The 26,175-nt window shown below is 38.5% G+C and carries 24 protein-coding genes; 4 read left to right on the top strand and 20 right to left on the bottom strand.

What is annotated here, in order from left to right:
- Window positions 1-9: 9 nt before the first annotated feature.
- The 11 genes from pstA to O0236_RS03920 all read right to left on the bottom strand — a co-directional run bounded on the left by pstA (window position 10) and on the right by O0236_RS03920 (window position 12,510).
- Window positions 10-897, bottom strand: a complete 888-nt coding sequence (pstA, locus tag O0236_RS03970; RefSeq protein ID WP_268912823.1) for a phosphate ABC transporter permease PstA — start codon at window positions 895-897, stop codon at window positions 10-12.
- Complete coding sequence (gene pstC, locus O0236_RS03965) at window positions 894-1,823, bottom strand: phosphate ABC transporter permease subunit PstC (protein ID WP_268912822.1); 930 nt, start codon at window positions 1,821-1,823, stop codon at window positions 894-896. The genes pstA and pstC overlap by 4 nt, the downstream gene beginning before the upstream one ends.
- 1 nt (window position 1,824) lies before the next feature.
- A complete protein-coding gene (locus O0236_RS03960) occupies window positions 1,825-2,709 on the bottom strand; it encodes a phosphate ABC transporter substrate-binding protein PstS family protein (protein WP_268912821.1) in 885 nt (294 codons plus the stop codon).
- A gap of 153 nt (window positions 2,710-2,862) precedes the next feature.
- Window positions 2,863-4,215 (bottom strand): sensor histidine kinase, encoded by a 1,353-nt coding sequence (locus O0236_RS03955; protein ID WP_268912820.1) that lies wholly within the window; start codon window positions 4,213-4,215, stop codon window positions 2,863-2,865.
- Window position 4,216: 1 nt separating this feature from the next.
- Window positions 4,217-4,924, bottom strand: coding sequence for a response regulator transcription factor (locus tag O0236_RS03950; protein ID WP_268912819.1), 708 nt, complete (start codon window positions 4,922-4,924; stop codon window positions 4,217-4,219).
- A gap of 13 nt (window positions 4,925-4,937) precedes the next feature.
- Window positions 4,938-6,095 carry a PDZ domain-containing protein gene (locus O0236_RS03945; RefSeq protein ID WP_268912818.1) on the bottom strand — a complete coding sequence of 386 codons (1,158 nt, stop codon included), beginning with the start codon at window positions 6,093-6,095 and terminating at the stop codon, window positions 4,938-4,940.
- Between the two features lie 146 nt (window positions 6,096-6,241).
- A protein-coding gene (gene prfB, locus O0236_RS03940) for a peptide chain release factor 2 (protein ID WP_268912817.1) occupies window positions 6,242-7,364 on the bottom strand; the annotation gives its coding sequence in 2 pieces (ribosomal slippage) (window positions 6,242-7,285 and window positions 7,287-7,364; 1,122 coding nt in all).
- Window positions 7,365-7,428: 64 nt separating this feature from the next.
- On the bottom strand, window positions 7,429-9,792 hold the full coding sequence (secA, locus tag O0236_RS03935; protein ID WP_268912816.1) for a preprotein translocase subunit SecA: 2,364 nt from the start codon (window positions 9,790-9,792) through the stop codon (window positions 7,429-7,431).
- A 225-nt stretch (window positions 9,793-10,017) separates the two neighbouring features.
- Window positions 10,018-10,590 (bottom strand): ribosome hibernation-promoting factor, HPF/YfiA family, encoded by a 573-nt coding sequence (gene hpf, locus O0236_RS03930; protein ID WP_268912815.1) that lies wholly within the window; start codon window positions 10,588-10,590, stop codon window positions 10,018-10,020.
- Window positions 10,591-10,715: 125 nt separating this feature from the next.
- Window positions 10,716-11,246: a ComF family protein gene (locus O0236_RS03925; RefSeq protein WP_268912814.1), complete on the bottom strand. Its 531-nt coding sequence runs from the start codon at window positions 11,244-11,246 to the stop codon at window positions 10,716-10,718.
- Between the two features lie 157 nt (window positions 11,247-11,403).
- Window positions 11,404-12,510, bottom strand: a complete 1,107-nt coding sequence (locus O0236_RS03920; protein WP_268912813.1) for a DEAD/DEAH box helicase — start codon at window positions 12,508-12,510, stop codon at window positions 11,404-11,406.
- A 264-nt stretch (window positions 12,511-12,774) separates the two neighbouring features.
- Between O0236_RS03920 and O0236_RS03915 the strand changes: the two genes are divergently transcribed.
- On the top strand, window positions 12,775-13,416 hold the full coding sequence (locus O0236_RS03915) for a YigZ family protein (protein WP_268912812.1): 642 nt from the start codon (window positions 12,775-12,777) through the stop codon (window positions 13,414-13,416).
- 58 nt (window positions 13,417-13,474) lie between these two features.
- Here the strand turns inward: O0236_RS03915 and O0236_RS03910 are convergent, their stop codons facing one another.
- Window positions 13,475-14,566: a glycosyltransferase family 4 protein gene (locus O0236_RS03910; protein ID WP_268912811.1), complete on the bottom strand. Its 1,092-nt coding sequence runs from the start codon at window positions 14,564-14,566 to the stop codon at window positions 13,475-13,477.
- Window positions 14,567-14,825: 259 nt separating this feature from the next.
- Here O0236_RS03910 and O0236_RS03905 point away from each other — a divergent pair, with 259 nt between their 5' ends.
- Window positions 14,826-15,254 (top strand): CidA/LrgA family protein, encoded by a 429-nt coding sequence (locus tag O0236_RS03905; RefSeq protein ID WP_268912810.1) that lies wholly within the window; start codon window positions 14,826-14,828, stop codon window positions 15,252-15,254.
- Between the two features lie 30 nt (window positions 15,255-15,284).
- Window positions 15,285-16,022: an antiholin-like protein LrgB gene (gene lrgB, locus O0236_RS03900; protein WP_268912809.1), complete on the top strand. Its 738-nt coding sequence runs from the start codon at window positions 15,285-15,287 to the stop codon at window positions 16,020-16,022.
- Window positions 16,023-16,171: 149 nt separating this feature from the next.
- Here lrgB and O0236_RS03895 read toward each other — a convergent pair whose 3' ends face one another.
- From O0236_RS03895 to O0236_RS03880, 4 genes are all read right to left on the bottom strand, one after another.
- The gene (locus tag O0236_RS03895; protein ID WP_268912808.1) at window positions 16,172-18,013 is read right to left on the bottom strand and encodes an APC family permease; all 1,842 of its coding nucleotides are present in this window, start codon (window positions 18,011-18,013) and stop codon (window positions 16,172-16,174) included.
- A 169-nt stretch (window positions 18,014-18,182) separates the two neighbouring features.
- Entirely contained in the window at window positions 18,183-19,799 is a 1,617-nt protein-coding gene (gene groL, locus O0236_RS03890; protein WP_268912807.1) for a chaperonin GroEL, read from the bottom strand.
- Between the two features lie 45 nt (window positions 19,800-19,844).
- Window positions 19,845-20,129, bottom strand: coding sequence for a co-chaperone GroES (gene groES / locus O0236_RS03885; protein ID WP_191984815.1), 285 nt, complete (start codon window positions 20,127-20,129; stop codon window positions 19,845-19,847).
- 175 nt (window positions 20,130-20,304) lie between these two features.
- Complete coding sequence (locus O0236_RS03880; protein ID WP_268912806.1) at window positions 20,305-20,937, bottom strand: redox-sensing transcriptional repressor Rex; 633 nt, start codon at window positions 20,935-20,937, stop codon at window positions 20,305-20,307.
- A 172-nt stretch (window positions 20,938-21,109) separates the two neighbouring features.
- Here O0236_RS03880 and abc-f point away from each other — a divergent pair, with 172 nt between their 5' ends.
- Window positions 21,110-23,053 carry a ribosomal protection-like ABC-F family protein gene (gene abc-f, locus O0236_RS03875; protein WP_268912805.1) on the top strand — a complete coding sequence of 648 codons (1,944 nt, stop codon included), beginning with the start codon at window positions 21,110-21,112 and terminating at the stop codon, window positions 23,051-23,053.
- Between the two features lie 45 nt (window positions 23,054-23,098).
- On the opposite strand, the gene tsaD is transcribed toward abc-f, so the two are convergent.
- From tsaD to O0236_RS03855, 4 genes are read right to left on the bottom strand one after another with little or no spacing between them, the layout of a single operon-like run.
- The gene (tsaD, locus tag O0236_RS03870; protein ID WP_372791693.1) at window positions 23,099-24,121 is read right to left on the bottom strand and encodes a tRNA (adenosine(37)-N6)-threonylcarbamoyltransferase complex transferase subunit TsaD; all 1,023 of its coding nucleotides are present in this window, start codon (window positions 24,119-24,121) and stop codon (window positions 23,099-23,101) included.
- Between the two features lie 13 nt (window positions 24,122-24,134).
- A complete protein-coding gene (rimI, locus tag O0236_RS03865) occupies window positions 24,135-24,710 on the bottom strand; it encodes a ribosomal protein S18-alanine N-acetyltransferase (RefSeq protein WP_268912803.1) in 576 nt (191 codons plus the stop codon).
- Window positions 24,694-25,413 carry a tRNA (adenosine(37)-N6)-threonylcarbamoyltransferase complex dimerization subunit type 1 TsaB gene (gene tsaB / locus O0236_RS03860; RefSeq protein ID WP_268912802.1) on the bottom strand — a complete coding sequence of 240 codons (720 nt, stop codon included), beginning with the start codon at window positions 25,411-25,413 and terminating at the stop codon, window positions 24,694-24,696. Before tsaB ends, rimI begins: the two co-directional genes overlap by 17 nt.
- Entirely contained in the window at window positions 25,414-26,169 is a 756-nt protein-coding gene (locus O0236_RS03855; protein WP_268912801.1) for an acyl-[acyl-carrier-protein] thioesterase, read from the bottom strand.
- Window positions 26,170-26,175 lie beyond the last annotated feature (6 nt).

Here is a 26,175-nt window from a genome sequence, read left to right as displayed (position 1 = left end):
GTCATTCTCCTATTTTGCTGAAGTCATCTTTTCAAATATTTTCCGACCGAAGTAACGTGCAGATAAATTAAAGATTAGAATCGCCAACACTAACACTGCTGATGCGCCAGAAGAAACTTGGGTCAAGTCAGGCATGATTCCTTCAGAATTAATTTTCCAAATGTGGACCGCCAGAGTTTCAGCAGGTCGCAACGGGCTCAATGGACTGTCGATATTGAATGGATTCCAATCGCCAAAATTCAATGCTGGGGCACTTTGTCCAGCTGTGTAGATCAAGGCAGCAGCTTCACCAAAGATTCGCCCTGATGAAAGAATCATCCCACTGATAATTCCTGGGAGTGCTGCCGGAACAACGATATGGGTAATCGTTTCAAATTTTGATAGTCCTAGGCCAAGTCCTCCTTGGCGTTGATCATCAGACACACTAGCTAGCGAGTCTTCCATGCTTCTAGTCAACAGTGGTAGGTTAAAAATCGTTAACGTGAGAGCCCCAGATAAGATGGAGAATCCATAGTTGAACTGAACGACGAATAACAAGAATCCGAACAGCCCGACTACCACAGAGGGTAATGAACTTAAGATTTCAATCATGGTGCGAATAGTAGAAGTGAACCAATTATCTTTAGCATACTCATTCAAGTAAATAGCGGCACCTAAAGCGATCGGTGTTGATATCAGCATCGCTAAAATTAGTAAGTAAAATGAGTTAAAAAGTTGAATTCCTACTCCACCACCAGCCTGGAAAGCTTTAGCAGGTTTAGTCAGAAAGCCCCAGCTGACATTTGGTAATCCGGTGATAAAAATATAACCCAATAAAAATGCTAGGATCAGGACAACACAGACTGCTATCCCTTTTAAGACGCCGATTGCAAATCGACTCTGTGATTGAGTTTTCATTTTTTAAATGCCCCTTTCCGACCAATGAAGTGAACCAGTAGGTTGAAGAATAACGACATGAATAAAAGTACCAGTGCTAGCGACCAGAGAGCATCGTTTTGTAGTGATCCCATGACCGTATTACCCATTCCTGAAGTTAACACTGACGTTAGTGTGGAAGCTGGCGAAACCAGGCTGTGAGGCATCAAAGCCGCGTTACCAATTACCATTTGCACAGCAAGTGCTTCACCAAACGCCCGCGCCATTCCGAATACGATTGCAGTTAGGATACCAGGAGTTGCGGAACGAAGAACTACTTTCCAGATAGTTTGCCAAGTGGTGGCTCCTAGGGCGAGAGATGCTTGCCGATAGTAGTTAGGTACCGACTTTAATGCATCAACTGTCATGGAAACAATTGTTGGTAAGATCATTACGAAGAGGACAAAAGTTCCTGAGAGGATCCCGAATCCTGATCCGCCAAACACATTTCTAACAAACGGCACAACTACTGAAAGACCAATGAATCCATACACAACTGATGGAATTCCCACTAACAACTCAATCACTGGTTGCAGGAATTTTGCTCCTCTTTTAGGCGAAATCTCGGTCATGTAAACTGCGGTTCCGATGGCAAATGGTGTTGCAACTAACGCTGCCAAGAGTGTCACTAAGAATGATCCAATGATCATAGGTAATGCACCAACGGCAGGATGACCGCTAGGAGTGTTAGTTCCTGGGTTCCATATCGTACCCAAGAAGAAATCTTTTAAAGAAATATGATCGTTAGTAAATGTGGAAATTCCCTTAGAAGCCACAAAGACGATGATGCTGACAACGACTAGCATAATCAATAACAATGCTGCCAGACTGATAAGTCGACCAAACCGTTCATAACGAGCAGTTTTAGATTTTTTTAAGAGCTGTGATGCTAACTTTTTGTTTTCCAAATTACTCACCCACTTCTTTTGAAATATTACCGTCCCAAGAACGTTGATACTGCATATCGTTGACGGAAATATAGCCTAACTTTTGAAATAATTCCTTTTGAATATGCCGACTATTTAGAAACGATAGAAAAGATTTAGTTAATCCTTTAGGTTGGCCGTTCGTGTAGATGTGTTCATAAGACCAAATTTTCCAACGATTGTTCTTAACATTCGCAGCCGTTGGGGCTACACCATTCAGTTTAACCGACGCTACCGATTTATTTAGATAACCAAACGCCACATAACTGATTGCCCCAGGAGTTGTGCTAACAATTTGTCTAACCGTTCCAGATGAATCTTGCTCTTGAGCAACCGCACTTTCTTTGCCCTTTAAACCATATTCTTCAAATGTCACACGAGTTCCGCTCCCCTGTGACCGATTAATCAATGTTACTGGAATATTTTTGCCACCAAGTTGTTGCCAGTTGGTAATCTTGCCGGTAAAAACTTTAATTAATTGGTTGGTAGTTAATGACCTGACACCGGTATCTTTATTAACGATAGGTGCTACACCAACCACGGCAACTCGGTGATCAACTAATTTTTGGGAATTGATCCCACTTTTTTCTTCGGCAAACAAGTCGGAGTTTCCCATTTGAACTGCCCCAGATTCGATTTGACTAAGACCAGTACCTGAACCGCCACCCTGAACATTGATAAACATCCCAGGATGACTAGCAATGTATTCCTCACTGGCAGCTTCAACCAGTGGTTGCAGGGCTGTCGAACCAACAGCGGTAATTGATTCTCCAGTAGTTTCAGAACTATTCCTAGTGGTATAAGCATAGCCAACTCCAAATACTAATAAAATGCCGATACAAATATTAATAAGTGTCTGTTTTCGCATGGCGAACTCCTCCTCGCTTAATTCACTTATTATTGTAAATAATCAATGTAAATATTCATCTGGCCAATTGTAAAAGTTATGTAAAAATACATTTGAAATCAAAAAAGCCAGCATGCTAAATTTCTTCAACATGCTGACTCGTGCGAATCTATTTTATTTTCTAGGAAGACGAACCGTGAATGTTGACCCGACTCCTCGTTGACTATCTACTGTGATTTTTCCGGATAAAGATTGAACTAACTCATTGACGATTGAAAGTCCCAAACCAGTCCCAGAAATTTGTTGCTTATTTCGTGATTCATCTGAGCGATAAAATCTCTCAAAGATTCGGGATAAATCACTTTTAGCAATTCCGATACCAGTATCTTGCACACTGAAATACCAAAAGTTTCCTTGAATAGAAGCGTTGATCATTATTTCACCATCGTCGCGATTATACTTAACCGCATTTGAAATCAAATTGCGAACGATTCTTTGCAGCGACTCAGCGTCAATATTAACTTCAATATGCTCATCAATTAAATTGTGAACCTGTAAGCGATGTTGCTTAATTTGGTTACTTTGAGTCTCAATCTCTTGATTGACAAAATCGCGTAATACGACAGAATCAGTGAGCTTGACCTCGTCTTTTTGAATATGAGAAATCGTCAAAATGTCATTGATAAGCGAGGTTAACTGGTCGCTTTGACGATTGATTATCTCCAAAAATTCGGTTAAAACTTCTGGATCATCTTTAGCTCCGTCTAACAAAGTCTTCGCAAACCCTGAAATAGCAGTAACTGGCGTCTTCAATTCATGACTAGCGTTGCGCAAGAAATCCACCTGCATTTGGGTGATGTTGATTACTTCAGAAATATCATAAGCAATCACGATTAGGTGAAATGACGAGTTGTTTTGACTGAATACCACTTGCACATCCAATGTTTTATTACCATTTGTGGTTTCAGTAATTTCTGCTCTAGTCGATCTATGAGTATCAAAAACGTGATCAATCATCGTGAGTAATTTGTAATTAATAACGTCCATTGTGTATGGATGGGCATCACTAGCAATTTTTCGATCAAGTATATTCGCCATCTGTGGATTTGCGAAAATAACGTTGCTACTCTGATCTATCAGCATGACACCAACCGGAAGAGCATTAACGGTTTTCAACACTTCATTATCAACTAAACCCGATTCTCGCAGTTGTTCATTCTTCGTATCTGACAGATTATTGATGGCATCCGCGAGCTCTTTGTACTTTTCACCCGGCTTGATTAACACTGGTTGAGCAGCCTCGTGTGCATTAATGTTCTTAACTGATTGCGTCAACCGATCAACTATTTGATTATCTCGATAATTTTGAACCAAAACCAAAGCCAAATACGTCAGTGTACCGATTAAAATCACCAGCGAGGTAACCATCATAATTTTATTTTGATAAGTAATTGCCAGAATCAAAAATAGGCCCGTGATTACTTGCAACCCTAAGAGATAGACTAGTTTTTTTGTAGATTTATTCAATCTATTCATCCCCGCTTACAAATTGATATCCAACTCCACGGATAGTTTTTAAGTGAATTGGATGCTTAGGATCCGGTTCGATTTTATCGCGTAAATGAGCAATTTGAATATCTACCATCCGACTTTCGCCACCGTAATCAAAGCCCCAGACTCCTGATAGCAATTGATCACGACTAAATACTTGTCGATCATGGCTGGCTAAATAGCTAAACAATTCGAATTCCTTGGGAGTTAAATTAAGATTGTTCCCATTAGCTAAGACTCGATACTGTTTCTTGTCGATCACAAACTCACCAACAACCAGCTGGTCACTTGAATTTTGAGAATCATTGCCATTGTCGGAAGCACTGGTCCGCCGAAGAACTGCATTGATTCTAGCAATGACCTCACGTGGACTGAATGGTTTGGCGATATAATCATCTGCGCCCATCTCCAAGCCAAAAACTTTATCAAATTCAGTGTCTTTCGCAGTTAAAATGATTACCGGGGTCGCGATTCGATCCATTCGCATTTGTTTTAAAACTTCTTCCCCGCTTAGTTCGGGCAACATTAAATCTAAAAGCACAATTGTGTAATTGTTTTTTCTGATTTTATCCAAAGCTTCACGGCCATTACCAGTTGTGTCTACTTCAAAGCTTTCTCGTTTTAAATTATATTGAAGCAAGGTAACAATTGCTGGTTCATCGTCAACTATCAATACATTTTTCACAGTTTAGCCCTCATTATTCATAATCTGAATATGTCTTAATACCAATTTCATGCGGTGAATTTTTAAAAATAGCTGTTTCTGTAATTTTAAGTTGGTCGTTACGATCCTTAACTTTAAGCTTAGAATACGTGGAGTTTTTCGAGATTGCTCGATATAAATCAGATTCGTTGGTTACCGGCTCACCATTGACTTCTAAAATGATGTCCCCAATTTCAAGATTCATCTTAGAAGCTGGTGTTACCGGCTTAATACCCAATACTCGAACTCCGTCCATGACTTCACTATATTCAAACTCAATACGGCGATCCTGCATTTTAATGGTTATCAAACTAATGACATAGATTACCCAAACCGCTGCCAAAATGTAAACTCCGGCTGCAGGAATGAATTGAGAGACGACCGCGCCAATTAGTCCGATAACCCCGACAATCATCGTTGCATGGGCAACTTTAGTCAGCATAGTGCTAAACACGCCCCGCCTGACAGTGAATCTCAGGCCAAGCAGTAATGGCAATATCAATAATGTGTAAGAATGACCAGCGTAATTAAAGACTGGCCAGAAAGCCAAATGACTTTCAAACCAGTTACCTGGAACTAGTAACAACATTGGAACAACTGCAGATTCATTAAAACGGAACTTAGCGATACGAGTATTCCGTTTGTTACGATCAATTATTGGGGATGGATATTTGCCACCGTTAACGGTCACGAATATTCCATTTAGCAACAATGTGATGCCAAGAATGGCCACTAAATTAGCTACTGGGACTGATTGTAATGACGTGCTTAACCCCGAGGATAATAAGTGTAAACCAAAGAAATTGTTTGGAATAGCTAAGAACGTCACTAATAATCCAGTCACTGTAATCAAAGTAATTGGTAGACTGGTAAACGACAAAATAACCACACTAATCAATTCAATTACTATGTATACCATGACCCACTTGGCCGAAATGTTCACCAACAATAACCCCAATAGTGAGGCAATAACTCCGCAAATCAATGTGCTTCTTAATAAATGGCGACCTTCAAAAAAGTCCTCAAATATTGCCGATCTAAATAGTTTTCTTTCACGTCTGACTCTGGAAAGAAATAAAATACCGCTTCTAATTACCGTCAACCAAAGAGCTGGTTGTAGTAAGAAGAAGAGGAACAAAAATACAATTCTCATTTTAATTTCCCCTAATTAGTTTAGTTTAAGTATAGCATTGTCCATATTTTAAGTAACGCCCAAATCGACGGTTAGCTATTATATTGTGACTTTAACAAAAAAAGCCCCCCACTCCATATCAAAATGGAATGGGCGACTTATTTTAATTAATCTGGATTTTGTTGGGCAAGTTTCCATTGCAGATAAGCATTGATGAATGGATCTAAATCTCCATCCATGACTGCACTGGTATTAGATGTTTCATAATTTGTTCGATGGTCTTTGACCATTGAATAAGGATGAAATACATACGACCTAATTTGAGAACCCCAGCCGATTTCTAGCTGTTCACCCTCAATTTTGGCCTTCTCTTCAGCCTTTTTCTGTTCTTCTAGTTCATACAACTTTGACTTCAACATGTTCATTGCCGTTTCCCGGTTTTGTAATTGAGATCTTTGAGCCTGACTCGCAACCACGATTCCTGTTGGCAAATGAGTAATTCGCACAGCTGAAGAAGTCTTATTAATATGCTGTCCACCGGCTCCACTTGAACGATAAACGTCAACCCTTAGATCATCAGGATTGATTTCAATTTCTACATCATCGTTTAACTCTGGCATCACATCAACTGAAGCAAATGAAGTATGACGCCGAGCTGCTGAATCAAATGGCGAAATTCTAACTAGTCGGTGAACACCCTTCTCTGATCTAAGATAACCATAGGCATCCGCTCCAGAAACCAACAATGAAACACTGCTGATTCCAGCAACATCACCGGCTTGATAATCCAAAATTTCAACTTTAAAATCGTGAGCTTCTGCCCAACGATTGTACATTCTTAACAGCATGGAACCCCAATCTTGTGATTCAGTACCACCTGCTCCAGGATGAATTTCAAGAATGGCATTATTGTGATCGTATTGTTCATTCAATAGCAATTGTAATTGATATTTATCAAGTTCACTCGCTAATTTAGATTGAGCCGCTTCATACTCGCTGACCATGTCCGGATCGTCATCTTCGGCAAGTAATTCGAGCATGACAGCTAACTCATCACTCTCGTTCTTTAATTGAGTGTAACTATCAACCTTAGTTTTCATCTGGTTGGTTTCATCAATCAATCCTTGAGCAGTCTGTTGGTTATCCCAAAAACCAGGTTCTGCCATCTTTGACTCATTAATTTCAATGCTTTCACTTAAAGCATCAAAGTCAAAGTGACCTCCTAAAGCCGGCGATGGCTTGTTGCATATCAGCTAATTGTTTTTTGGCATCATTTATTTCGAAAACCATTCTGGTCACCATTCCTTTTTAAAACAAAGAATCCAAACATAATTGCCTGGATTCTTTAGTCGGATTAACGTTGCATATTTTGTTTGATTTCAGCCTTCATGAATAATCTGGTTGCATCATAATCAATATCAGCAATCATTTCTTCAAACATCTTGAAACCTTCACGTTGGTATTCAACCAATGGGTTTTGTTGACCATAACCACGAAGTCCAATTGATTGTCTCAATTGATCCATCATATCAATATGATCAGTCCAATGGGAATCAACTACTCGAAGGATAACAACTTTTTCGAATTCAAGCATTTGTGATTCATCGTATAATGCTTCTTTCTTCTCGTCGTATACTTTGTTAGCTAATCCCATTAAGAAGCTCTTAATTTCATCAGCTGACTTGTTCTTAAAGTCATCCAAAGAAACTTGATCTGGATTAACCATTGCAGAAATTGCAAAATCAAGGATGGTTTGTAGATCCCAATCCTCAGTATCTCCTTGAGTATGAAGATCAACAATTCTGCCGACAGTTCTTTCGATCATTGGCATAATTACCCATTTAAGAGACTTATCTTGTTCGATAACTTCTTGTCGTTCACCGTAAATAACTTCACGTTGTTGTCTCATAACATCATCGTATTGAAGCACGTTTTTACGTGAATCGTAGTTATTACCTTCAACTCGTTTTTGAGCTGATTCAACTTGTCTAGTAATCATTCGTGAACGAATAACTGCATCATCGCCCTCAACATTCATACGTTCCAAGAAGTTCTTAATTCTTTCAGAACCAAAACGAAGCATCAAGTCATCTTCAAGTGATAGGTAGAATTGTGACAATCCTGGATCACCTTGACGACCGGCACGTCCACGAAGTTGGTTATCAATTCTTCGAGACTCATGTCTTTCAGTACCAATAACAGCTAAACCACCAAGTTCAACTACGCCAGGTCCTAATTTAATATCAGTACCACGACCAGCCATGTTGGTAGCAATAGTAACAGCGCCCTTTTGACCGGCATTAGTAACAATTTCGGCTTCTCGAGCATGGTTCTTAGCGTTCAAGACCACATGAGGAATATTTTCTTGATCTAATCGTTGAGAAAGATATTCAGAAGTTTCAACCGCAACAGTACCAATCAACATTGGTTGACCCTTCTCATGCAATTCTTTAATTTTGTTAACTACCGCATCAAATTTAGTTTGAAGGTTTGGATATAGAACATCAGGTTCGTCAATCCGAACGACTGGCTTGTTGGTAGGTACAGAAATAACTTCCATATTGTAAATTTCACGGAATTCTTCTGCTTCAGTCTTGGCAGTACCAGTCATACCAGCAAGCTTTTTGTACATTCTGAACATGTTTTGGTAAGTAATGTTAGCCATGGTCTTACTTTCCTCTTGGATAGTAACGCCTTCCTTGGCTTCGATTGCTTGGTGAAGACCGTCTGAGAAACGACGACCATCCATAATACGTCCAGTAAATGAATCAACGATCAAAACTTCATCTTCTTGAACCACGTAATCTTTATCACGAAGCATGATGAAGTTAGCTCGCAATGCTTGATCCAAATGGTGGGTCAAAGCTGTATTATCGGTATCATACAAGTTAGTAAGGTTGAAGTACTTCTCACCCTTTTCAATTCCCTTATCAGTTAATGAAACTGTCTTAGTCTCTAAATCAACTTTGAAGTCTTCGCCTTCATGAAGAGTCTTGGCGAATTGATCAGTGGTTTGGTATAACTGTGAAGTTCCAGTAGCTTGACCTGAAATGATCAATGGAGTTCTAGCTTCATCAATTAAGATTGAATCCACTTCATCCACAATAGCAAAGCTTAATGGACGTTGAACCATTTCTTCCTTGTAAGCCACCATGTTATCACGAAGATAATCAAAACCGATTTCACTGTTAGTTGAATAAGTGATATCAGCAGCATATGCTTCACGTTTTTCATCTGAGTTCTTTTCAGCAAGGTTAACTCCAACGGTTAATCCTAACCAGTTGTAAAGTTCACCCATTTCAGTAGCATCACGTTGAGACAAATATTCGTTAACAGTAACAACGTGGACACCCTTACCAGCTAAAGCGTTCAAATAAACGGGCATAGTAGCAGTAAGCGTCTTTCCTTCACCAGTCTTCATTTCAGCAATGTTACCTTCATGAAGAACGATTCCTCCCATGATTTGAACGTGGAATGGATAAAGGCCTAAGACACGCTTAGCACCTTCCCGAGCAACAGCAAAGGCTTCGGGTAATAAATCATCCAACGTTTCACCATCGGCATAACGTTGTTTTAATTCGGGAGTTTTTGCTTGAAGATCAGCATCACTTAACTCACGATATTCTTTAGAGTATGACCCAACTTGATCGGCCAATTTACTGAGTCGTCTAAGTTCATGTTTATCACTTTCGACCCATTTCTTTAAGACATTTCGCATCTAATAAATTCCCTTTCTGCATAACAAATTCTTGATTGGATTTTATAAATTCCTCGTTATCATCAATTACATACTTATTAATTGTATCATTTCATGAAAACATTTAAAACATAAACATGGATAAATTGTCATCACAATTCAATGACACAATTTACAACTATAATAAAGAGCTGCGACAAACAATGTCGCAGCTCTTTATTATTATAGTGCATGTTTTATTATTGTCTAGTCGCCAGTTTCAATCAAACCATAACGACCATCATTACGACGATATACAATGTCAATTTCGGATGTTTCAGCATCTTCATAGATAAAGAAATCATGACCCAGCATATCCATTTGCAAGATAGCTTCTTCGTTATCCATTGGCTTCAATGAAACTCGCTTATTTCTAACAACTTCAAAAGTTGAATCCGTAGTTGCATCTGAGTCATCTGAATCAGTAGAAACATCTTGGTCTGCAGAAGCAAACTCTAAGTTCTTGAATCCTTTTTCACGAGACTTACGATTTACCTTAGTCTTGTACTTTCTAATCTGTCTCTCTAGCTTATCAGTTACCAAATCGATACTAGCATAAAGATCATTGGACATCTCTTCTGCACGTAGAGTCAAGTATGGTAAAGGAATGGTTACTTCTACTTTAGCCTGCTTGTTCGGATATACTTTCAAGTTTACGTGAGCGATGTTTTTCACATCACTTTCAAAGTACTTCTCTAACTTGCTAATTCGCTTTTCAACATACTCACGAATTGCCTGCGTTACTTCAATGTTTTCTCCTCGAATGTTAAAATCTAACATAACACTCTCTCCCTTCGCCATCAACAGTTTAATGGTCCAATGACATTTTTACCATCCAATCATTGGCTACAACTAAAGTATAGATTAAAGTTAGAAAATTAACAATAATAATAACTAAAACGCTATCATCTTGATAGAGTCATCCCCAAAATACTCGCCGGATGAACCTCCTCTAATGCTTTAACAGCATGCCTAATAGTGGTTCCAGTAGTGTACACATCATCCACAATTAAAATGTTTTTCCCTGCTAAATTTTTCGTGGTAGAATTTATAAGCTCAAACGGCTGAGCAGTCGATAATCTGCCTTGACGATTCTTATGTGATTGAAGCGGTTTGTCGATGCTTTTAACCGTTAGACATTCTTGATAGTTTACATATTCTAACAAGCCACAAACTTGATTAAACCCTCGCGTATTCATGGTAGTCATTGATACTGGGATGGGGACGACTACCAAGTTTGTCTTTTTAAAATGAGACCTTATAAAATCTTTAATGCATGTAGCAAAAATCAATCTTAATCGGTAGTCACCATTGAACTTATATTGATACATAAATTCTTTCATGAATTCATCATACTCAAACATCGCCGTATTAACAAAAACACTGTTTTGATCATTCCATTTCTGGCAATCGTGACATATAGTGTTAGTCTCCATCAGGCGCCCACAGTCTTTACATACTGGACATTGTTGTAAGTTTCTAAAATGATGCCAACAATTCTGGCAACAAAACTGCTTCGTAGTCGATTTTAGCGAAAAAATATCATTTAACTCAAATATCGGTGGCAAATGATCTCCGCATAATAAACAGTGTTCAATCGACATTGGCCATACCATTCATTTTTTTGATTTGCGCTTGGGCAGATTTAATCGAACTATTTATCTGTTCAATGTAAAAAATCACCTTACCAGTTGGGAAAGCAGCATTTCTACCTACTCTTCCGGCGATTTGGACGAGGGATGAAGCACTAAAAATGTCGTTGTCAGCACTAATAACTATCACACTCAGGTTTTTAAAAGTTACGCCGCGTTCCAAAATCGTTGTCGTGATTAAAAAATCTAGTTTACCATCCCTCATCATCTGCACTTTTTCAATTCGTTCAGGGTCCGCTGAATACACGGTCGTGGATCGCCAATTTGGATTAGCACGCTTTAAAGTTTCAGCCACTGATGCGAGGTCAGCAATTTTGGGTACAAAAATCAATAGGGCTTGCGTGTCGATTATTTGGGCTATCTTTTCAATAATAGTTTTAGGGAGTTTTCTCTTTTCAATCAAAGTCCGCATTTTTTTAATTTTGACGGTAGTGATCTCTGGTAGTGGAAAACCGTGGTATCTTCTAGGTAGATAGCTCACTCCGATCTGCTTATTTTTAATTTGCTTCATTAATATGTCATCCGGAGTAGCGGTTAAGTATAACTGACACGCATTAGTTTTAATGGCCTTATCTGCTGCATAATGCAGCATTTTATTACCGGCATACGGAAATACGTCCACTTCATCAATGACTAACACATCAAAGGCTCGATAAAACTTCATTAATTGATGAGTAGTACAAATCGTCAACTGACAATATCGATAACCTGTCTCAACTTGACCATGAAGCAAACAAATATCAGTCCTTGGAAATGCCGCTTTAAATCTAGGAAGCAATTCATTGATTACATCGATCCTGGGTGAAGCAAGTGCGACCCGCTTCCCCTCTGCCAACGCTTGGGCAATTCCAGCAAATAGCATCTCGGTCTTCCCGGCACCAGTAACGGCCCATAACAAATGATACCCATTTGTTTGGATCACTTGCTTGATTTTATTAGAACATCTCTGTTGGTCATTAGTTAGTTGACCATCCCATTGTAGTGGACAGTCAATTTTCTCGAACTGATTTGGCTCCCGAACCGTCGCTAACTTTGATAACGTGTCCATCCGACCAAGTTGAATGCAACAATAACAGTAATAATCATCGTTAGGTAAACGGGCAAGCCGTTTATCTAAGGTCGAACCGCAGCGATTGCAAACCACTTTTCGCTTGTTAAATGAAATCGCCTGTCGAAACTGTATTTGCTGCAACTTTAGCATTTCGGTCGATAAACCACGTGTGTTTAATTGGCGACCAAACAGTTCTGCTATACTATTAATAATGTATCATCACCTCAATAATTAATTACGTAAAAATGGAGCGAATTTATTTTGGCAGACAAACTTTTACTAACCATCAAAGATAACAGTACTCATGAACTAGAAATTAAGAAATCTAGATTCATTTGTAATTTAAGAAGAATTACAGACAAAAATGATGCTAAGGAACAAATCGCTCAAATTAGTCATGACAACGTTAAAGCCAACCATAATTGCTACGCCTACGTGCTTGGTGACAACAACGAAATTCAACGCGAAAGTGACAATGGCGAACCTTCAGGAACAGCCGGTATTCCAATCCTGGAAGTTTTAAAAAAGAATAACGTTAAAAATGTCTTGGCTGTGGTCACTAGATACTTCGGTGGTATTAAATTAGGTGCTGGCGGATTGATACGGGCTTACAGTAATTCTGCTTCAGAGGCGATTGAAAACATTGGCATTGTTCAATTAGTTAATAAGAAAATTATCGCGCTAACTGTTGAATATCCCCTCTTTGATAAACTAAATTATTATTTACAAGAAAATAGTTATCCAATTAAAGACACCAACTATACTGATAAAGTTACAGTTTCAGTGGCGGTTAGCGAGGAACAGGTTGATCAGTTTCTTGAATCAATAACTAATCTTTTAGCTAACCAATTTCAAAGTAAGATTGGTGGAAGTGAAATATTCGAAGTTGATTACAACAAATAAAAAAATACCCTCAGACATCAATTCAAGAAAATGTCTGAGGGTTATTTTTTATCTTTTATTAGTGATTGCTCTTACTAGTTGTATCCTTAACGAGTTTTTTAATACCATTCAATAGTGGTTGGCGTGACTCGCCCATCAACCCGATGGTTTCGACAAATAATTCCAAACCGACTAGGGATGCGATCGTCAATAAGACTGAACCCCACAATGTTGATATCGGATATAGTAATGAAATAAACGAGAAGATCAACGCAATTCCATAGATTACCAAGACAGTTTGTCGATGGGTCAATCCCATTTGCATTAAGCGGTGATGTAAATGACGCTTATCAGCATGCGAAATTGGTTCACGGTTCAGTAACCTTCTGAAAATAGCAAATACAGTATCTGTAATCGGTACTCCCAAAATCATTACAGGAATCAACACTGTAATAAACGTTGCGTTTTTTAACCCAAACAACGAAAAGACTGAAATCATGAAACCAATGAACAATGCTCCGGTATCGCCCAAATAAATTCTGGCTGGGAAAAAGTTATATGGCAAAAAGCCAATACATGCAGCAACCAGAGTGAAGATCATGATTGAAACGAAGATGTTACCGATATTAAGGAAGAACATACCAGTGATTCCCATCGTCGTTAAACCGATAATTCCAACTCCAGTTGCTAAACCATCCAAACCATCAATCAAGTTCACTGCATTGGTAATTGCAGCAATCCATAACCAAGTAATTGGTAATGAGAGCCAACCCAAATGAATCGTGAAGAAAGGTAAGGTCACAGTTGTCATACGGACGCCTGCAAAAAAATAAACCCATAGTGCGGCAGCAGAAATACCAATCATTTTTTGTCTGGGTTTTAATTCGAAAATATCATCAATAAGCCCAGTTAAAATAATTATTACTTCTCCACCAAATATTCCCCATAACTCCCTTGTTGGCATCTGGTTTCTTAATAACACCATCGTTGAGAAGGTGTACGCTAAAAAGATTGCAAACCCGCCAATGGTTGGCATCGGAATTTTATTCACCCTTCTGGCGTTAGGTTTATCAACAGCACCAACTTTAAAAGCTAATCGCCTGACGAACGGTGTTAACACCGCGGAGATAATCATGGTACCTAATAATGTGACAATTATTTCAAGTCTCAAATTGTGAAACCTCTCAATCCAGTGATAACTAAATTATACAAACCGTCACGCACAAATACAAGGTTCTTTAAGTTTAAGTACAAACCATAACGATAAGATGTTATGCGAATTTTGTACGTGGATTGCTCAAACATTCACTTTATTCACCAACAAAAGGCCATTTCTGTTGTTTTATTTCACAAAGACATCTATACTATTTGTTGTAAGACAAACGTTTAAGTTCCACTTTGTTACTTTATAAATGAAAGGAGTTTTTATTATGGCTGATAAACAAAACACTGCACAAGTTGAACCTAAAGAAGCACCAATTTTAGTGCAAATGGGTATCTTTGCTGCAGTTTTATTTGTTTCTAGTTTAATTTCACCATTGTTCCCTAAATCATTCCCAGTTCCAACACCAGTTATTGGATTAATTTTATTATACTTATTACTTGTTTTACACATCGTAAAGGTTGAATGGGTTGAAAAATTCGCCGACTTTATGATTAGCATGATTGCATTCTTGTTCGTTCCATCAGGTATTCAATTAACAGCTTCATTGGATATCATGAAGGCCCAAGGATTACAATTAGTTATTGCAATTATTATTTCAACCGTTGTCTTACTTGTTGTTGTTGCTTACACCACATCATTCTTCATCATGATTCGCAAGAATGTATTCCACAGAGACGCAAACGTTGAAGAATAAAATACTAAAGCATGAAAGGGTGAGTTTATAATGCAAACAACAATTCTTACGTATCTTGGAACCCCAATATTTGGGATTTGTTTATCTTTGGCCGTATTCTTACTAGGTCAATGGCTATTCAAAATTAGTCACGGTTTATTTATTTTCCAACCATTATTTGTTGGAATGGTTTTAGGTATTTTTATTCTATGGTTAATGGCTAAAGCATTTGGAGTTGACGTTACTTGGTTCTATACTAACGCTTACAAGCCTGGTGGAGATATCATTTTCTGGTTCTTGAACCCTGCAACTATTGCCTTCGCTGTACCTTTGTACAAACGAAACGATGTTGTTAAACGTTTCTGGCTAGAAATTCTACTTTCACTAATCGTTGGACTATTCATTTCACTATTTATCATTTACGGAGTTGCTAAGGTTCTTGGTCTTGACAACAATGGTATTGCTTCACTTCTTCCACAAGCAGCTACTACTGCGATTGCTATGCCTATCTCTGGTGCTATTGGCGGAACTCCTGCAATTACTGCTATGGCATGTATCTTGAACGCCGTATTAATTTACGCATTAGCATCATGGTTAGTTAAGATCTTCCGTCTTAAAGAACCTATCGGAGTGGGACTTGGTTTAGGAACTGCCGGACATACTGTTGGTTCAGCTAAAGCTATCCAAATCGGTTCTGTACCTGGTGCTATGGCCGCAATTGCCGTGGTTATTATTTCTATCGTTGTTAACTTGGTTGTACCAACCTTCGCTCACATGATGGGACTATAATCCAGATAAAATAAAAACCGTTATCAGTTATGATAACGGTTTTTTTGTACCCTCATATATCATTATCATCCGAAAATAAAGCGTACCTCTTAAGCCTTTAAAAATGGCCTCTGAGGTACGCTTTATTTATATCTATACAGATATGTTAACTACTCACGTAAGTGGTAATTATAAGTCGAAACAATGATATTTTGGCGTGAATTAAGGATTGCCCTCAATCGAAGACTGGTCTGGTTATGCAAGATATGTTCCCATCTGTGATGAGGAACGAATTGCGGTACAAGCACAGTCGTTGAATAGTTACGATCAGCAGCTCGTTTAGCGATAACATCACAGAAACGAAGCGCTGGTTGAGTGATTGAACGATACGAAGAATGGATATCAACGAATCTAACATCTGGAAATTCTTTTCTAAATTGCTCAGAGATTTCATGTTCCTTTTCAGGATCAGCATCAAACGATACATGCATTGCAATTACATAGTCACCAATCGATTGTGCGTAGCTCACTGCTCGCGCCGTTACCTTGGTAACTCCACCAACTAAAACTATGACAGTGGAACCATCAAAATGATGAACTGGTGTTAATTCAGTAGCGTCATCAGAAACACGTAACTGCTTAGCAACCTTCTTATAATGAGCGTTGATCTTGTAGAACAATCTCAAAACAAGTGGCATAACGATCAAATATGGCCAAACATTACCAAATCTCAGTAAGAACAAGAAGACAACTAAGGCCAAGGAGATAAATGCTCCAATGAAATTAATCGTCATCTTTAGTGGCCAACTCTTACCACGATTACGGAACCAATGGATAATCATTCCGGATTGAGATAACGTAAATGGCACGAACACTCCGACTGCATACAATGGAATCAATGAATTAGTTTTACCATTAAAGATTTGAATCAAGATAATGGCACCCAATGCCAATGAGATAATTCCGTTAGAGTAACCAAGTCGATCACCCTTATCTAGGTATGCATGAGGAAGATACTTATCTTTGGCCAGGTTGTAGGCCAAAATTGGAAATGCTGAGAAACCGGTATTAGCAGCCACTGCCAAAATCATGGCTGTTGAAAGTTGCAATAGGTAGTATAGAAGTCCATGTCCAAGTACGCCCTCACCAATTTGTGAAAGAACAGTGACATGAGCGTTAGGTGCAATTCCCATGTAGAAACTTAGGAATGTGATTCCACCAAAGAATACCGCCAAAATCGTGGCCATAATAGCCAATGTTCCAGAAGCATTCTTACTCTTAGGCTGTTTGAAGTTTGGCACCGCATTACTGATGGCTTCAACCCCAGTAAGTGACGAAGAACCACTAGAAAACGCCCTAAAGAACAGAATTAAGGTCATACCAGCAACTGGCGAACCAACGTTAGCCGCTGCGTGATATTCAATATGACCCGTGGTAATTTGGAAAATTCCGTAAATAATCATTCCTAAAATTATCAAAATAAACAAGTAAACTGGTAAAGTCAGGAATGAAGCCGACTCCCGCATTCCTCGTAAGTTCAAAAGCATAATACCAACCACGATCATACACGAGATCAAAACTCGATGCTGATACAAAGATGGAATCGCTGAAGTAATAGCTTCAGTAGCAGAGGTGGTTGAAACCGCCACAGTTAACATATAGTCAACTAACAGTGATCCTCCGGCTACTAATCCTGCTGACTTGCCCCAGTTGGTACTGGCAACAACATATGCACCCCCACCAGATGGGTAAGCGTGAATAATTTGTTGATACGACAGTGTTATTGCAGCTAACAGTACTAAAACCAACGCAGCAACCCAAATTTGATACATCATGGCCGCTGCAGATAGTGTAATTAACACAGTTGTAATTTGCTCGGTACCATATGCAACTGATGATAACGCATCAGATGACAATAAGGCCAAAGCCTTGAATTTTGTTAACGATTGACCACCTTCATCGGCAGTTTTTAACGGTTTCCCAATTAGAAGCCGTTTTATATATCGCCACATAATGAGTTAACTCCTTTAAAATTAATAATTGCACTACACTAATTATGAACTAACAAATAATAGTCCAAATTGATTATAAAAACAAGCCCTATCGCTTCTTCTGACATCTACAATAACATAAAAAAGGCGCTCAATATATGAGCGCCCATAATTTATTGTAAATATTAAATTACATTCCCATTCCTGGGGCTGGCATTGGTGCTTGTGGTGCATCGTCACTTGGTTCATCAGCAACAACTGCTTCAGTAGTTAATAACAATGCTGAAACAGATGCAGCGTTTTGAAGAGCTGAACGAGTAACTTTGGTTGGGTCAACAATTCCGGCAGCAATCATATCTTCGAACTTATCTTCTGCGGCATTGTATCCAATTCCTTGTTTTTCATTCTTAAGTTTTTCAACAATTACTGAGCCTTCGATTCCGGCATTTTCAGCAATTTGACGAACAGGTTCTTCAAGTGCACGACGAACGATCTTAACACCAGTTGCTTCGTCTCCTGAAGCTTCAACGTTATTGATACTTTCCATAACGTTGATCAATGCAGTACCACCACCAGGAACGAATCCTTCTTCAACAGCGGCACGAGTTGCATTAAGAGCATCTTCGATTCTGTACTTGCGTTCTTTTAATTCAGTTTCAGTAGCAGCACCGACACGAACAACGGCAACCCCACCAGATAACTTAGCAAGACGTTCCTTTAACTTATCACGGTCAAAGTCAGATGTAGTAGTTTCAATTTGGTTCTTGATTTCTTCGATTCGAGCGTTGATTTGATCCTTAGCGCCTGAACCTTCAACAATCATAGTTGAGTCCTTAGTTACATTGATCTTACCAGCTTGACCAAGTTGATCAATAGTAGTGTCCTTAAGGTTCAAACCAAGATCATCAGTAATAACTGTAGCTCCAGTCAAAATAGCGATATCTTGTAGTTGATCCTTACGACGATCACCAAAACCAGGTGCCTTAACAGCAACAACGTTGAATGTTCCTCTCATCTTGTTAAGAACTAATGTAGGAAGAGCTTCACCACCAATATCATCAGCGATGATAAGAAGTGAACGGCCTTGTTCAACGATTGATTGAAGCAATGGAAGAATATCTTGAATGTTAGTAACCTTTTTATCAGTAACTAAAACGTATGGATTATCTAAATCTGCTTCCATCTTTTCGTTATCAGTAACCATGTATTGTGATAAGTAACCACGGTCGAATTGCATACCTTCAACAACATCAAGGCTAGTATCAACACCACGTGACTCTTCAATAGTAATAACACCATCGTTACCAACTTTTTCCATAGCGTCGGCAATTAACTTACCAACTTCTGCGTCAGCTGAAGAGATTGATGCGATTTGTGCAATATCATCTTTAGTTTCAACATCATGTGACATGTTGTGAAGTGCTTCAACAGCGGCTTTAGTAGCCTTTTCAATTCCGCGACGGATACCAACTGGATTAGCACCGGCAGTAACGTTCTTCATACCTTCATTAACGATTGCTTGAGTCAAAACAGTGGCAGTGGTTGTACCATCACCAGCGATATCATTAGTCTTTGAAGCAACTTCAGAAACTAACTTTGCACCCATGTTTTCGAAATGATCTGGTAATTCAATTGACTTAGCGATAGTTACACCATCATTAGTAATTGTTGGGTTACCAGCAGTTTGTTCCAAAACAACGTTGCGTCCCTTAGGACCAATAGTAGTCTTTACAGTATTTGCTAACTTGTCGACACCGGCAAGCATCTTTGTTCTAGCATCTTCAGAGAACTTAATTTCTTTTGCCATATCTTAAATTCACCTCATGAAATATTTTTTTAATTTTTTACGGAACTATTCAACGATAGCAACAATATCTTTTTCATGTAAAACTAAATAGGAGTTGTCGCCGTCTTCAACCTCAGTACCTGCATATTTATCGAACATTACTTCGTCCCCAGCTTTAACGATTGGGGCAACAGTATTACCGTTGTCCAAAACTCGACCAGAGCCAACAGCAACAACCTTACCAGTTTGAGGCTTTTCTTTTGCGTTACTTGCTAACACAATTCCACCAACTGTTTTTTCTTCTTCTTCTTGCGTTTCAATGATAACGCGATCTCCTAATGGTTTTAACACGTTAGTCCCTCCATAAATAGTTATTTTTAGCAACGTTAGCACTCCTTTGTCAGAAGTGCTAATCACTGACATTAATAATATTATTATCCGCTCTAAAATGCAACCCTCAACACCAAAAAATCTTCATAAATGAATACAAAAAAAGCCCCAGCGGTAAATTCGCTCGGGCTAAAAATTATTTGCTGAAGTTTTCAATGAAGTAAATTAATGTTTGTAATTCATTAGTTAAATCGACATTTTGAACAAGCACTTGGTCTGGAACTGAAATTCTAATTGGTGTGAAATTAAGAATCCCGCGAACTCCTCCGGCTACTGCTTGATCAGCAACCCCTTGTGCGTAATCAGATGGTACGGTTAAAATAATCACCTGAATTTGTTGTTCTTGCAATTGATCAGCTAAATCACTAACTGGGTAAACTGGAACCCCATCTTGGATGGTATTTACGATATCATCCTTTGAATCAAAAGCTGCGGAAATTCTAACATTACCATCCTTGTGAAAATTAAAGTTCAATAAGGCATGGCCTAAATTACCAACCCCAACTAATCCAACATTAGTCAGATGTTCTTGATTTAGAATTTGTTTAAAAAAGCTAAGTAAGCTATCAACATCATAGCCATAGCCCCGTTTACCTAATGCTCCAAAATAAGAAAAATCACGTCGAATAGTTGCTGAGTCAACCTGAACAGCGTCAGCAAGTTCCGTTGAAGAAATTCTTTCTTTTCCTGTATCATGGAGAATATTTAAATAACGGTAATATATTGGTAATCGCTTAGCGGTTGCCTTGGGAATGCTTTCAGCCGTCACGAATAACTCCTCCTTACATCTATTGATTGTTAAAAAACTTTGTGAAACTCACTTCTTTAATTATTCTACCATAGTATTACCGCTTGTGAAAATAAATTCAAATATTAATTGCACTTTTTCCGAAAATCTTGATATGTGTTAGAATATTAGTACTCAGAAAGGTGGATGCCGCATGATTATTTTGCAGGTCCAAGACATTGCAAAACGTTTTAATGGCGAGAATATTTTTTCCGGAGTTAACTTAAATATCCAGGAAAAAAGTCGAATTGCCCTTGTTGGCCAAAATGGTGCCGGCAAGTCAACGTTAGTAAAAATTATTATGGGAGAAATGGCCGCAGACGAAGGCCAAATCTCTGAGAAGAAAAACTTAACTATCGGTTATCTAGCTCAAGATACTGGATTAGATTCAAATAAAACAATTTATGATGAAATGGAATCTGTTTTTGATTCTTTAAAAGAAACCGAAAGCAAAATTCACAAATTAGAAGTGCAAATAAGTCAAGACAACTCAACAATGAGTGAAGAAGAGTTTGCTGAGATATCAAAAACCTATGACAATTTGAGAGCTGACTTCGAATCAAACGGTGGTTACGTGTACGAAGCCGAAATTCGAGGTGTTCTCCACGGGTTCGGCTTTGGTGAAGCAGACTACGACCACCCCATCAACGAATTATCAGGAGGTCAAAAAACTCAACTGGCACTTGCAAAACTATTGTTAGAGAAACCTGACCTACTGATTTTAGATGAACCTACAAACCATTTGGATGTTGAAACTATCACTTGGTTGGAAGGCTACATCAAAAATTATGCTGGATCATTGCTGATTATTTCTCATGATAGATATTTTCTCGACCAAATCGTTAATGAAGTTTATGAAATGGCGCATAAAACCCTTACTCATTATCAAGGTAATTACACTGATTTCATAAATCAAAAAGAACTGCGCAATACGACCAGGATGCGCGAATATGAGAAGCAACAAGCTAAAATTGCCAAGCTTCAAGAATTCGTTGACAAAAACATCGTGCGAGCTTCAACTACTAAACAAGCTCAGGCCCGCAGAAAACAGCTAGAAAAAATGGATGTGATCGAAAAACCAGTAGATTACACAAAAGTAGCCCGCTTTTTATTTACCACTAATAAAAAAAGTGGTGAGAATGTTTTGAAGGTATCAGACGCCGCTATCGGATATGACCATATATTAAGCGAACCGGTTAACTTAGAAGTCAAAAGACACCAGGCAATTGCCATAGTTGGTCCTAACGGCGTTGGTAAGTCCACTCTACTTAAAAGTATCTTAGGAAAAATTCCTTTAATCAAAGGAACGATTAGTTTTGGAACCGGCGTTGATACTGGATATTATGATCAGGAACAGCAAAGTCTGCACAAAAATAAAAAGGTTCTCAATGAATTATGGGACGATCATCCAACTGTTAACGAAAGTGATATCCGCGGTATCCTAGGTAGTTTTCTCTTTTCAGGTGATGACGTCGACAAGTTAGTCGCGGACTTATCTGGTGGTGAAAAAGCTCGGTTACTATTAACTAAATTAGCTATGCAACACAATAACTTCTTAATTCTCGATGAACCAACTAATCACTTGGACATTGACAGCCGAGAAGTGCTTGAACGTGCCTTGAGAGACTTTGAAGGCACCATCTTATTCGTTTCACATGATAGATACTTTATTAACCAGTTGGCTACTGCAACAGTCGAAATATCTGCCACTGGTAGTAATGCTTACCTTGGTAATTACGACTATTATGTTGATAAAAAAGCTGAACAATTGGCTTACAAGGAGCGAGAAGAATCACAAAATGCACCTACTCAATCTGCTCCTCAAGCCGTCAGCTCTGATAAACAATATTATCAAAACAACAAAGAGGCCCAAAAACAAGTTCGTAAGCTGACTCGAGAAGTTGCCGCATTAGAAGAACAATTAGATACTTTGACAATTCAAAAAGATGACGTCGAATCTCAAATGACCCTGCCAGAAAATTTCAACGATGTTCAAAAATCGGCTGATTTGCAAAATCAGCTCAACAATATCAATGAACAAATTGAAAACACAGAGGAACTTTGGGAAAGTAAAAGTATGGAATTAGAAGACTTATAGTAAACAAAAAGCCATGACATTTAAAATGTCATGGCTTTTTTAATTTTAATCATTGATTAAATCAAATTCTAAAGATGGATCAGCGTTTAAAGTTGCATCGGCGCGAACTCCATGCCGATATAACATTTCTCCAGCAGCTCCAATCATAGCAGCATTGTCTCCACAAAGAGATAACGGAACTAATACTAAATCAGTGTTAGGAAAATTAGTTAGCTCATCAGTTAATCGTTCACGAAGCCCTTTATTTGCAGCCACTCCACCAGCAAGAATAAGTTGCTTAACTGGGAACTGTTTTAACGCACGATTAGTCTTATCAGCTAATACATCGACGACAGCTTGTTGAAAACTAGTTGCCAAATCACAACGGTTTAATGTTTCGTTAATTTGATCCGCATGGTGAACAGTGTTGATGAAAGCACTCTTTAAACCACTAAAGCTAAAATCAAAATTATCTTCATTATCCATAGCTCTTGGGAACTTAAATGTGTCTTCACCTTGATGAGCTAATTCGTCAACTTCCTTGCCAGCTGGATAATTGATTGACAAAACTCGACCGATTTTATCGTAAGCTTCACCCGCAGCATCATCCCTGGTCTCACCAATAATTTCAAATTTGTTTTCTTCAGGCATGTAAACTAATTCCGTATGCCCTCCTGAAACGACTAGTGCCATTGCTGGAAATTCGATTGGCTTAACCAACCGAGCACCGTAAATATGGCCAGCAATATGATTAACTGGAACCAATGGTAATCCATGAGCCCAAGCAATTGTCTTGGCAGCAGTAACACCAATTAATAATGCTCCCACTAAACCTGGTCCGTAAGTGACTGCGACAGCATCCAAATCATCATAGGTTACGTTAGCTCGGCTTAAGGCATCTTCCACACAGCTTGTAATCTGTTCGATATGATGGCGACTAGCAACTTCAGGAACCACTCCGCCAAATCGTTGATGACTCTTGATTTGTGTGGCAACGATGTTTGAAAGAATTTGATTACCATCTTTAATAACTGAAACAGATGTTTCATCACAACTAGTTTCAAACGCAAGAATTAAATTATTATCCATGCTTACCTCTCTTTTATCCAAGCTTTGTTATATCCATTTTCATGTTCAAAGCATCTTCTCGATCATTGAAATAATATCCCTTGTTGATACCATTATCAACAAAACCGATGTCTCGATATAAATCTTGAGCACGAGTATTACTCATTCTAACCTCAAGAGTTACTTTTTCAAATTCCATTTGGCGAGCCTTTTTCACAATCGTGTTTACCAAAAAATATCCCAATCCATGATTTTGAAAATTGGGTGCGACAGCCACGTTAGTTATATGACAATCTTTAGTTTTAAAATTCAAGGAACAGCCAATAAAGGCCACCAGCCAATCATTTCGACGTAATACCAAATAGAGACGGTCATTCTTTCGCATCAATTCACCACGAAATGCACGATCATCCCATGGAGTTTGGCCTCCATACACTGCCCGTTCTATTCCCAGAATTTCTGGAATATCCGGAATCATTGCTTTCGCTAAAAAGAATTCGGTGCCGTTGATATCAACATCATGATTTTTAATATCTAAATAGCGTCGTCTTAATGAACCTTCTTTGTCCATGAGGCGTTCAGAATACCACGATTTAATTTTTTTCCACATAATTACTCTCGTCCTCATTAGGATGATTTTGACGCCAATCAGCTTCAGCCTTAGTTAATCTGAGGTACCTTGGAACCATTGCATCAATATCAGTAACTGCTTCTAAGTTAGCTCCATACCTGCCTAATAAAGTTGCACTGGGTACAACCTTAAAATGATCAACGATTGATGTATCTGCATCGTTGTTGGTTAACTCTTCGTCAAAGCTATCAGTATTAGCAACTACCGTGACCGGATCATTGAGTTGGGCAATTTGCTTACCCCACTCCTGAATGTTTGTATGCCGATCTGGTAAAACCTCAGCTAAATTTTCGCCATCCCATTTATATAATCCTGTATACATATTATCATTTCTAGCATCAAATATGGGATTAATAAAACCGTCGACCTTGCCAACTGTCAATGCGATGTTTAATAAACTAGATACAGGTACTAACTCAATATTAAGTGTCATAGCCAATGTCTTAGCAACCGTGGTAGCCATTCTTACCCCAGTATATGATCCCGGACCAGTAGCAACAACGATTCTGTCAATATCAACTGGCTTTAATGACGCCTTATTGACTAAATCTTCAATCACTGGTAACAAAAATTCGGCATGCTTTTGGTGAGTGGTAATTGTTTCCGTGGCCAACAATTCATTATTATCTAAAACTGCAACAGTCAACGGCTTATTTGAGGTATCTATCGCTAAAATTTTCATTTACTTAATGTCCCCCCAGATGATTGTGGCAATTGCTGAAACTTCATTACCAGAATCAATTCTATGAACTGTCTTAGTAAGGCCATCTGGCATAGCTTCTATTTTCACAGAGCTTTCCACCCAGCTGCCATAAGTTACTTCATTTTCAAAACGAATATCAACTTGAACTGGTTTATGTGAAGTGATGAAGTCTATTGAAAAGACATCCAACATCCAATCCATATAGTGAGCGTTATTGACATGACCATTAAAATCAATGTCATTGATCCGCACTTGATATTTTTTAGAGGAATCTAATTCATCCCCCAGCTTTTCTGGTCGCGGTAATCTTGGCAATCGCTTAACATTTTCAGACTCATATAGTGCAATTAAATCGTTATCGATCGGACTAACTTTCCTAGTTTCTTCATTAATTAATACCCAGATACTATCGATCTTAACAAGTTCTTCGCCATCTTCGTTCTCAATCCAGAATTCTCGATAAGCAAAATATTTATTGTATGATGTTCCTCTGGTAGTTAACTTAATGGTCTGATCGATTTTGGGTAATTCATTAATTTTAATTGAATAAGATGTGACTACCCAACCAATTCCATAATTGTTGATCAATTCATTATGATCAACACCAAGAATTTCATTTTGATGCTCAGATACTAAAATGACGATATTTAACAACATAGCCAAAGTGATGTGGTTAGTGATATTTCCTTCGTAATATGGAACTGTATGAGTTTCTGAAAATTTTTTTGCCGTCATGATTCG

Source organism: Lentilactobacillus sp. SPB1-3, from assembly GCF_026913205.2.
Lineage (GTDB): Bacteria > Bacillota > Bacilli > Lactobacillales > Lactobacillaceae > Lentilactobacillus > Lentilactobacillus terminaliae.
Note: the sequence above shows the minus strand (reverse complement) of the source record. Positions and strands in the feature narration are given on the sequence as shown.

What these genes read in the sequence shown, in the direction of transcription:
- pstA (WP_268912823.1), bottom strand. Translation starts at nt 897, where the DNA reads ATGAAAACTCAATCACAGAGTCGATTTGCAATCGGCGTCTTAAAAGGG.
- O0236_RS03960 (WP_268912821.1), bottom strand. Translation starts at nt 2,709, where the DNA reads ATGCGAAAACAGACACTTATTAATATTTGTATCGGCATTTTATTAGTA.
- O0236_RS03945 (WP_268912818.1), bottom strand. Translation starts at nt 6,095, where the DNA reads ATGAGAATTGTATTTTTGTTCCTCTTCTTCTTACTACAACCAGCTCTT.
- secA (WP_268912816.1), bottom strand. Translation starts at nt 9,792, where the DNA reads ATGCGAAATGTCTTAAAGAAATGGGTCGAAAGTGATAAACATGAACTT.
- hpf (WP_268912815.1), bottom strand. Translation starts at nt 10,590, where the DNA reads ATGTTAGATTTTAACATTCGAGGAGAAAACATTGAAGTAACGCAGGCA.
- O0236_RS03925 (WP_268912814.1), bottom strand. Translation starts at nt 11,246, where the DNA reads ATGGAGACTAACACTATATGTCACGATTGCCAGAAATGGAATGATCAA.
- O0236_RS03920 (WP_268912813.1), bottom strand. Translation starts at nt 12,510, where the DNA reads ATGGACACGTTATCAAAGTTAGCGACGGTTCGGGAGCCAAATCAGTTC.
- O0236_RS03905 (WP_268912810.1), top strand. Translation starts at nt 14,826, where the DNA reads ATGGCTGATAAACAAAACACTGCACAAGTTGAACCTAAAGAAGCACCA.
- lrgB (WP_268912809.1), top strand. Translation starts at nt 15,285, where the DNA reads ATGCAAACAACAATTCTTACGTATCTTGGAACCCCAATATTTGGGATT.
- O0236_RS03895 (WP_268912808.1), bottom strand. Translation starts at nt 18,013, where the DNA reads ATGTGGCGATATATAAAACGGCTTCTAATTGGGAAACCGTTAAAAACT.
- groL (WP_268912807.1), bottom strand. Translation starts at nt 19,799, where the DNA reads ATGGCAAAAGAAATTAAGTTCTCTGAAGATGCTAGAACAAAGATGCTT.
- abc-f (WP_268912805.1), top strand. Translation starts at nt 21,110, where the DNA reads ATGATTATTTTGCAGGTCCAAGACATTGCAAAACGTTTTAATGGCGAG.
- tsaD (WP_372791693.1), bottom strand. Translation starts at nt 24,121, where the DNA reads ATGGATAATAATTTAATTCTTGCGTTTGAAACTAGTTGTGATGAAACA.
- rimI (WP_268912803.1), bottom strand. Translation starts at nt 24,710, where the DNA reads ATGTGGAAAAAAATTAAATCGTGGTATTCTGAACGCCTCATGGACAAA.
- tsaB (WP_268912802.1), bottom strand. Translation starts at nt 25,413, where the DNA reads ATGAAAATTTTAGCGATAGATACCTCAAATAAGCCGTTGACTGTTGCA.
- O0236_RS03855 (WP_268912801.1), bottom strand. Translation starts at nt 26,169, where the DNA reads ATGACGGCAAAAAAATTTTCAGAAACTCATACAGTTCCATATTACGAA.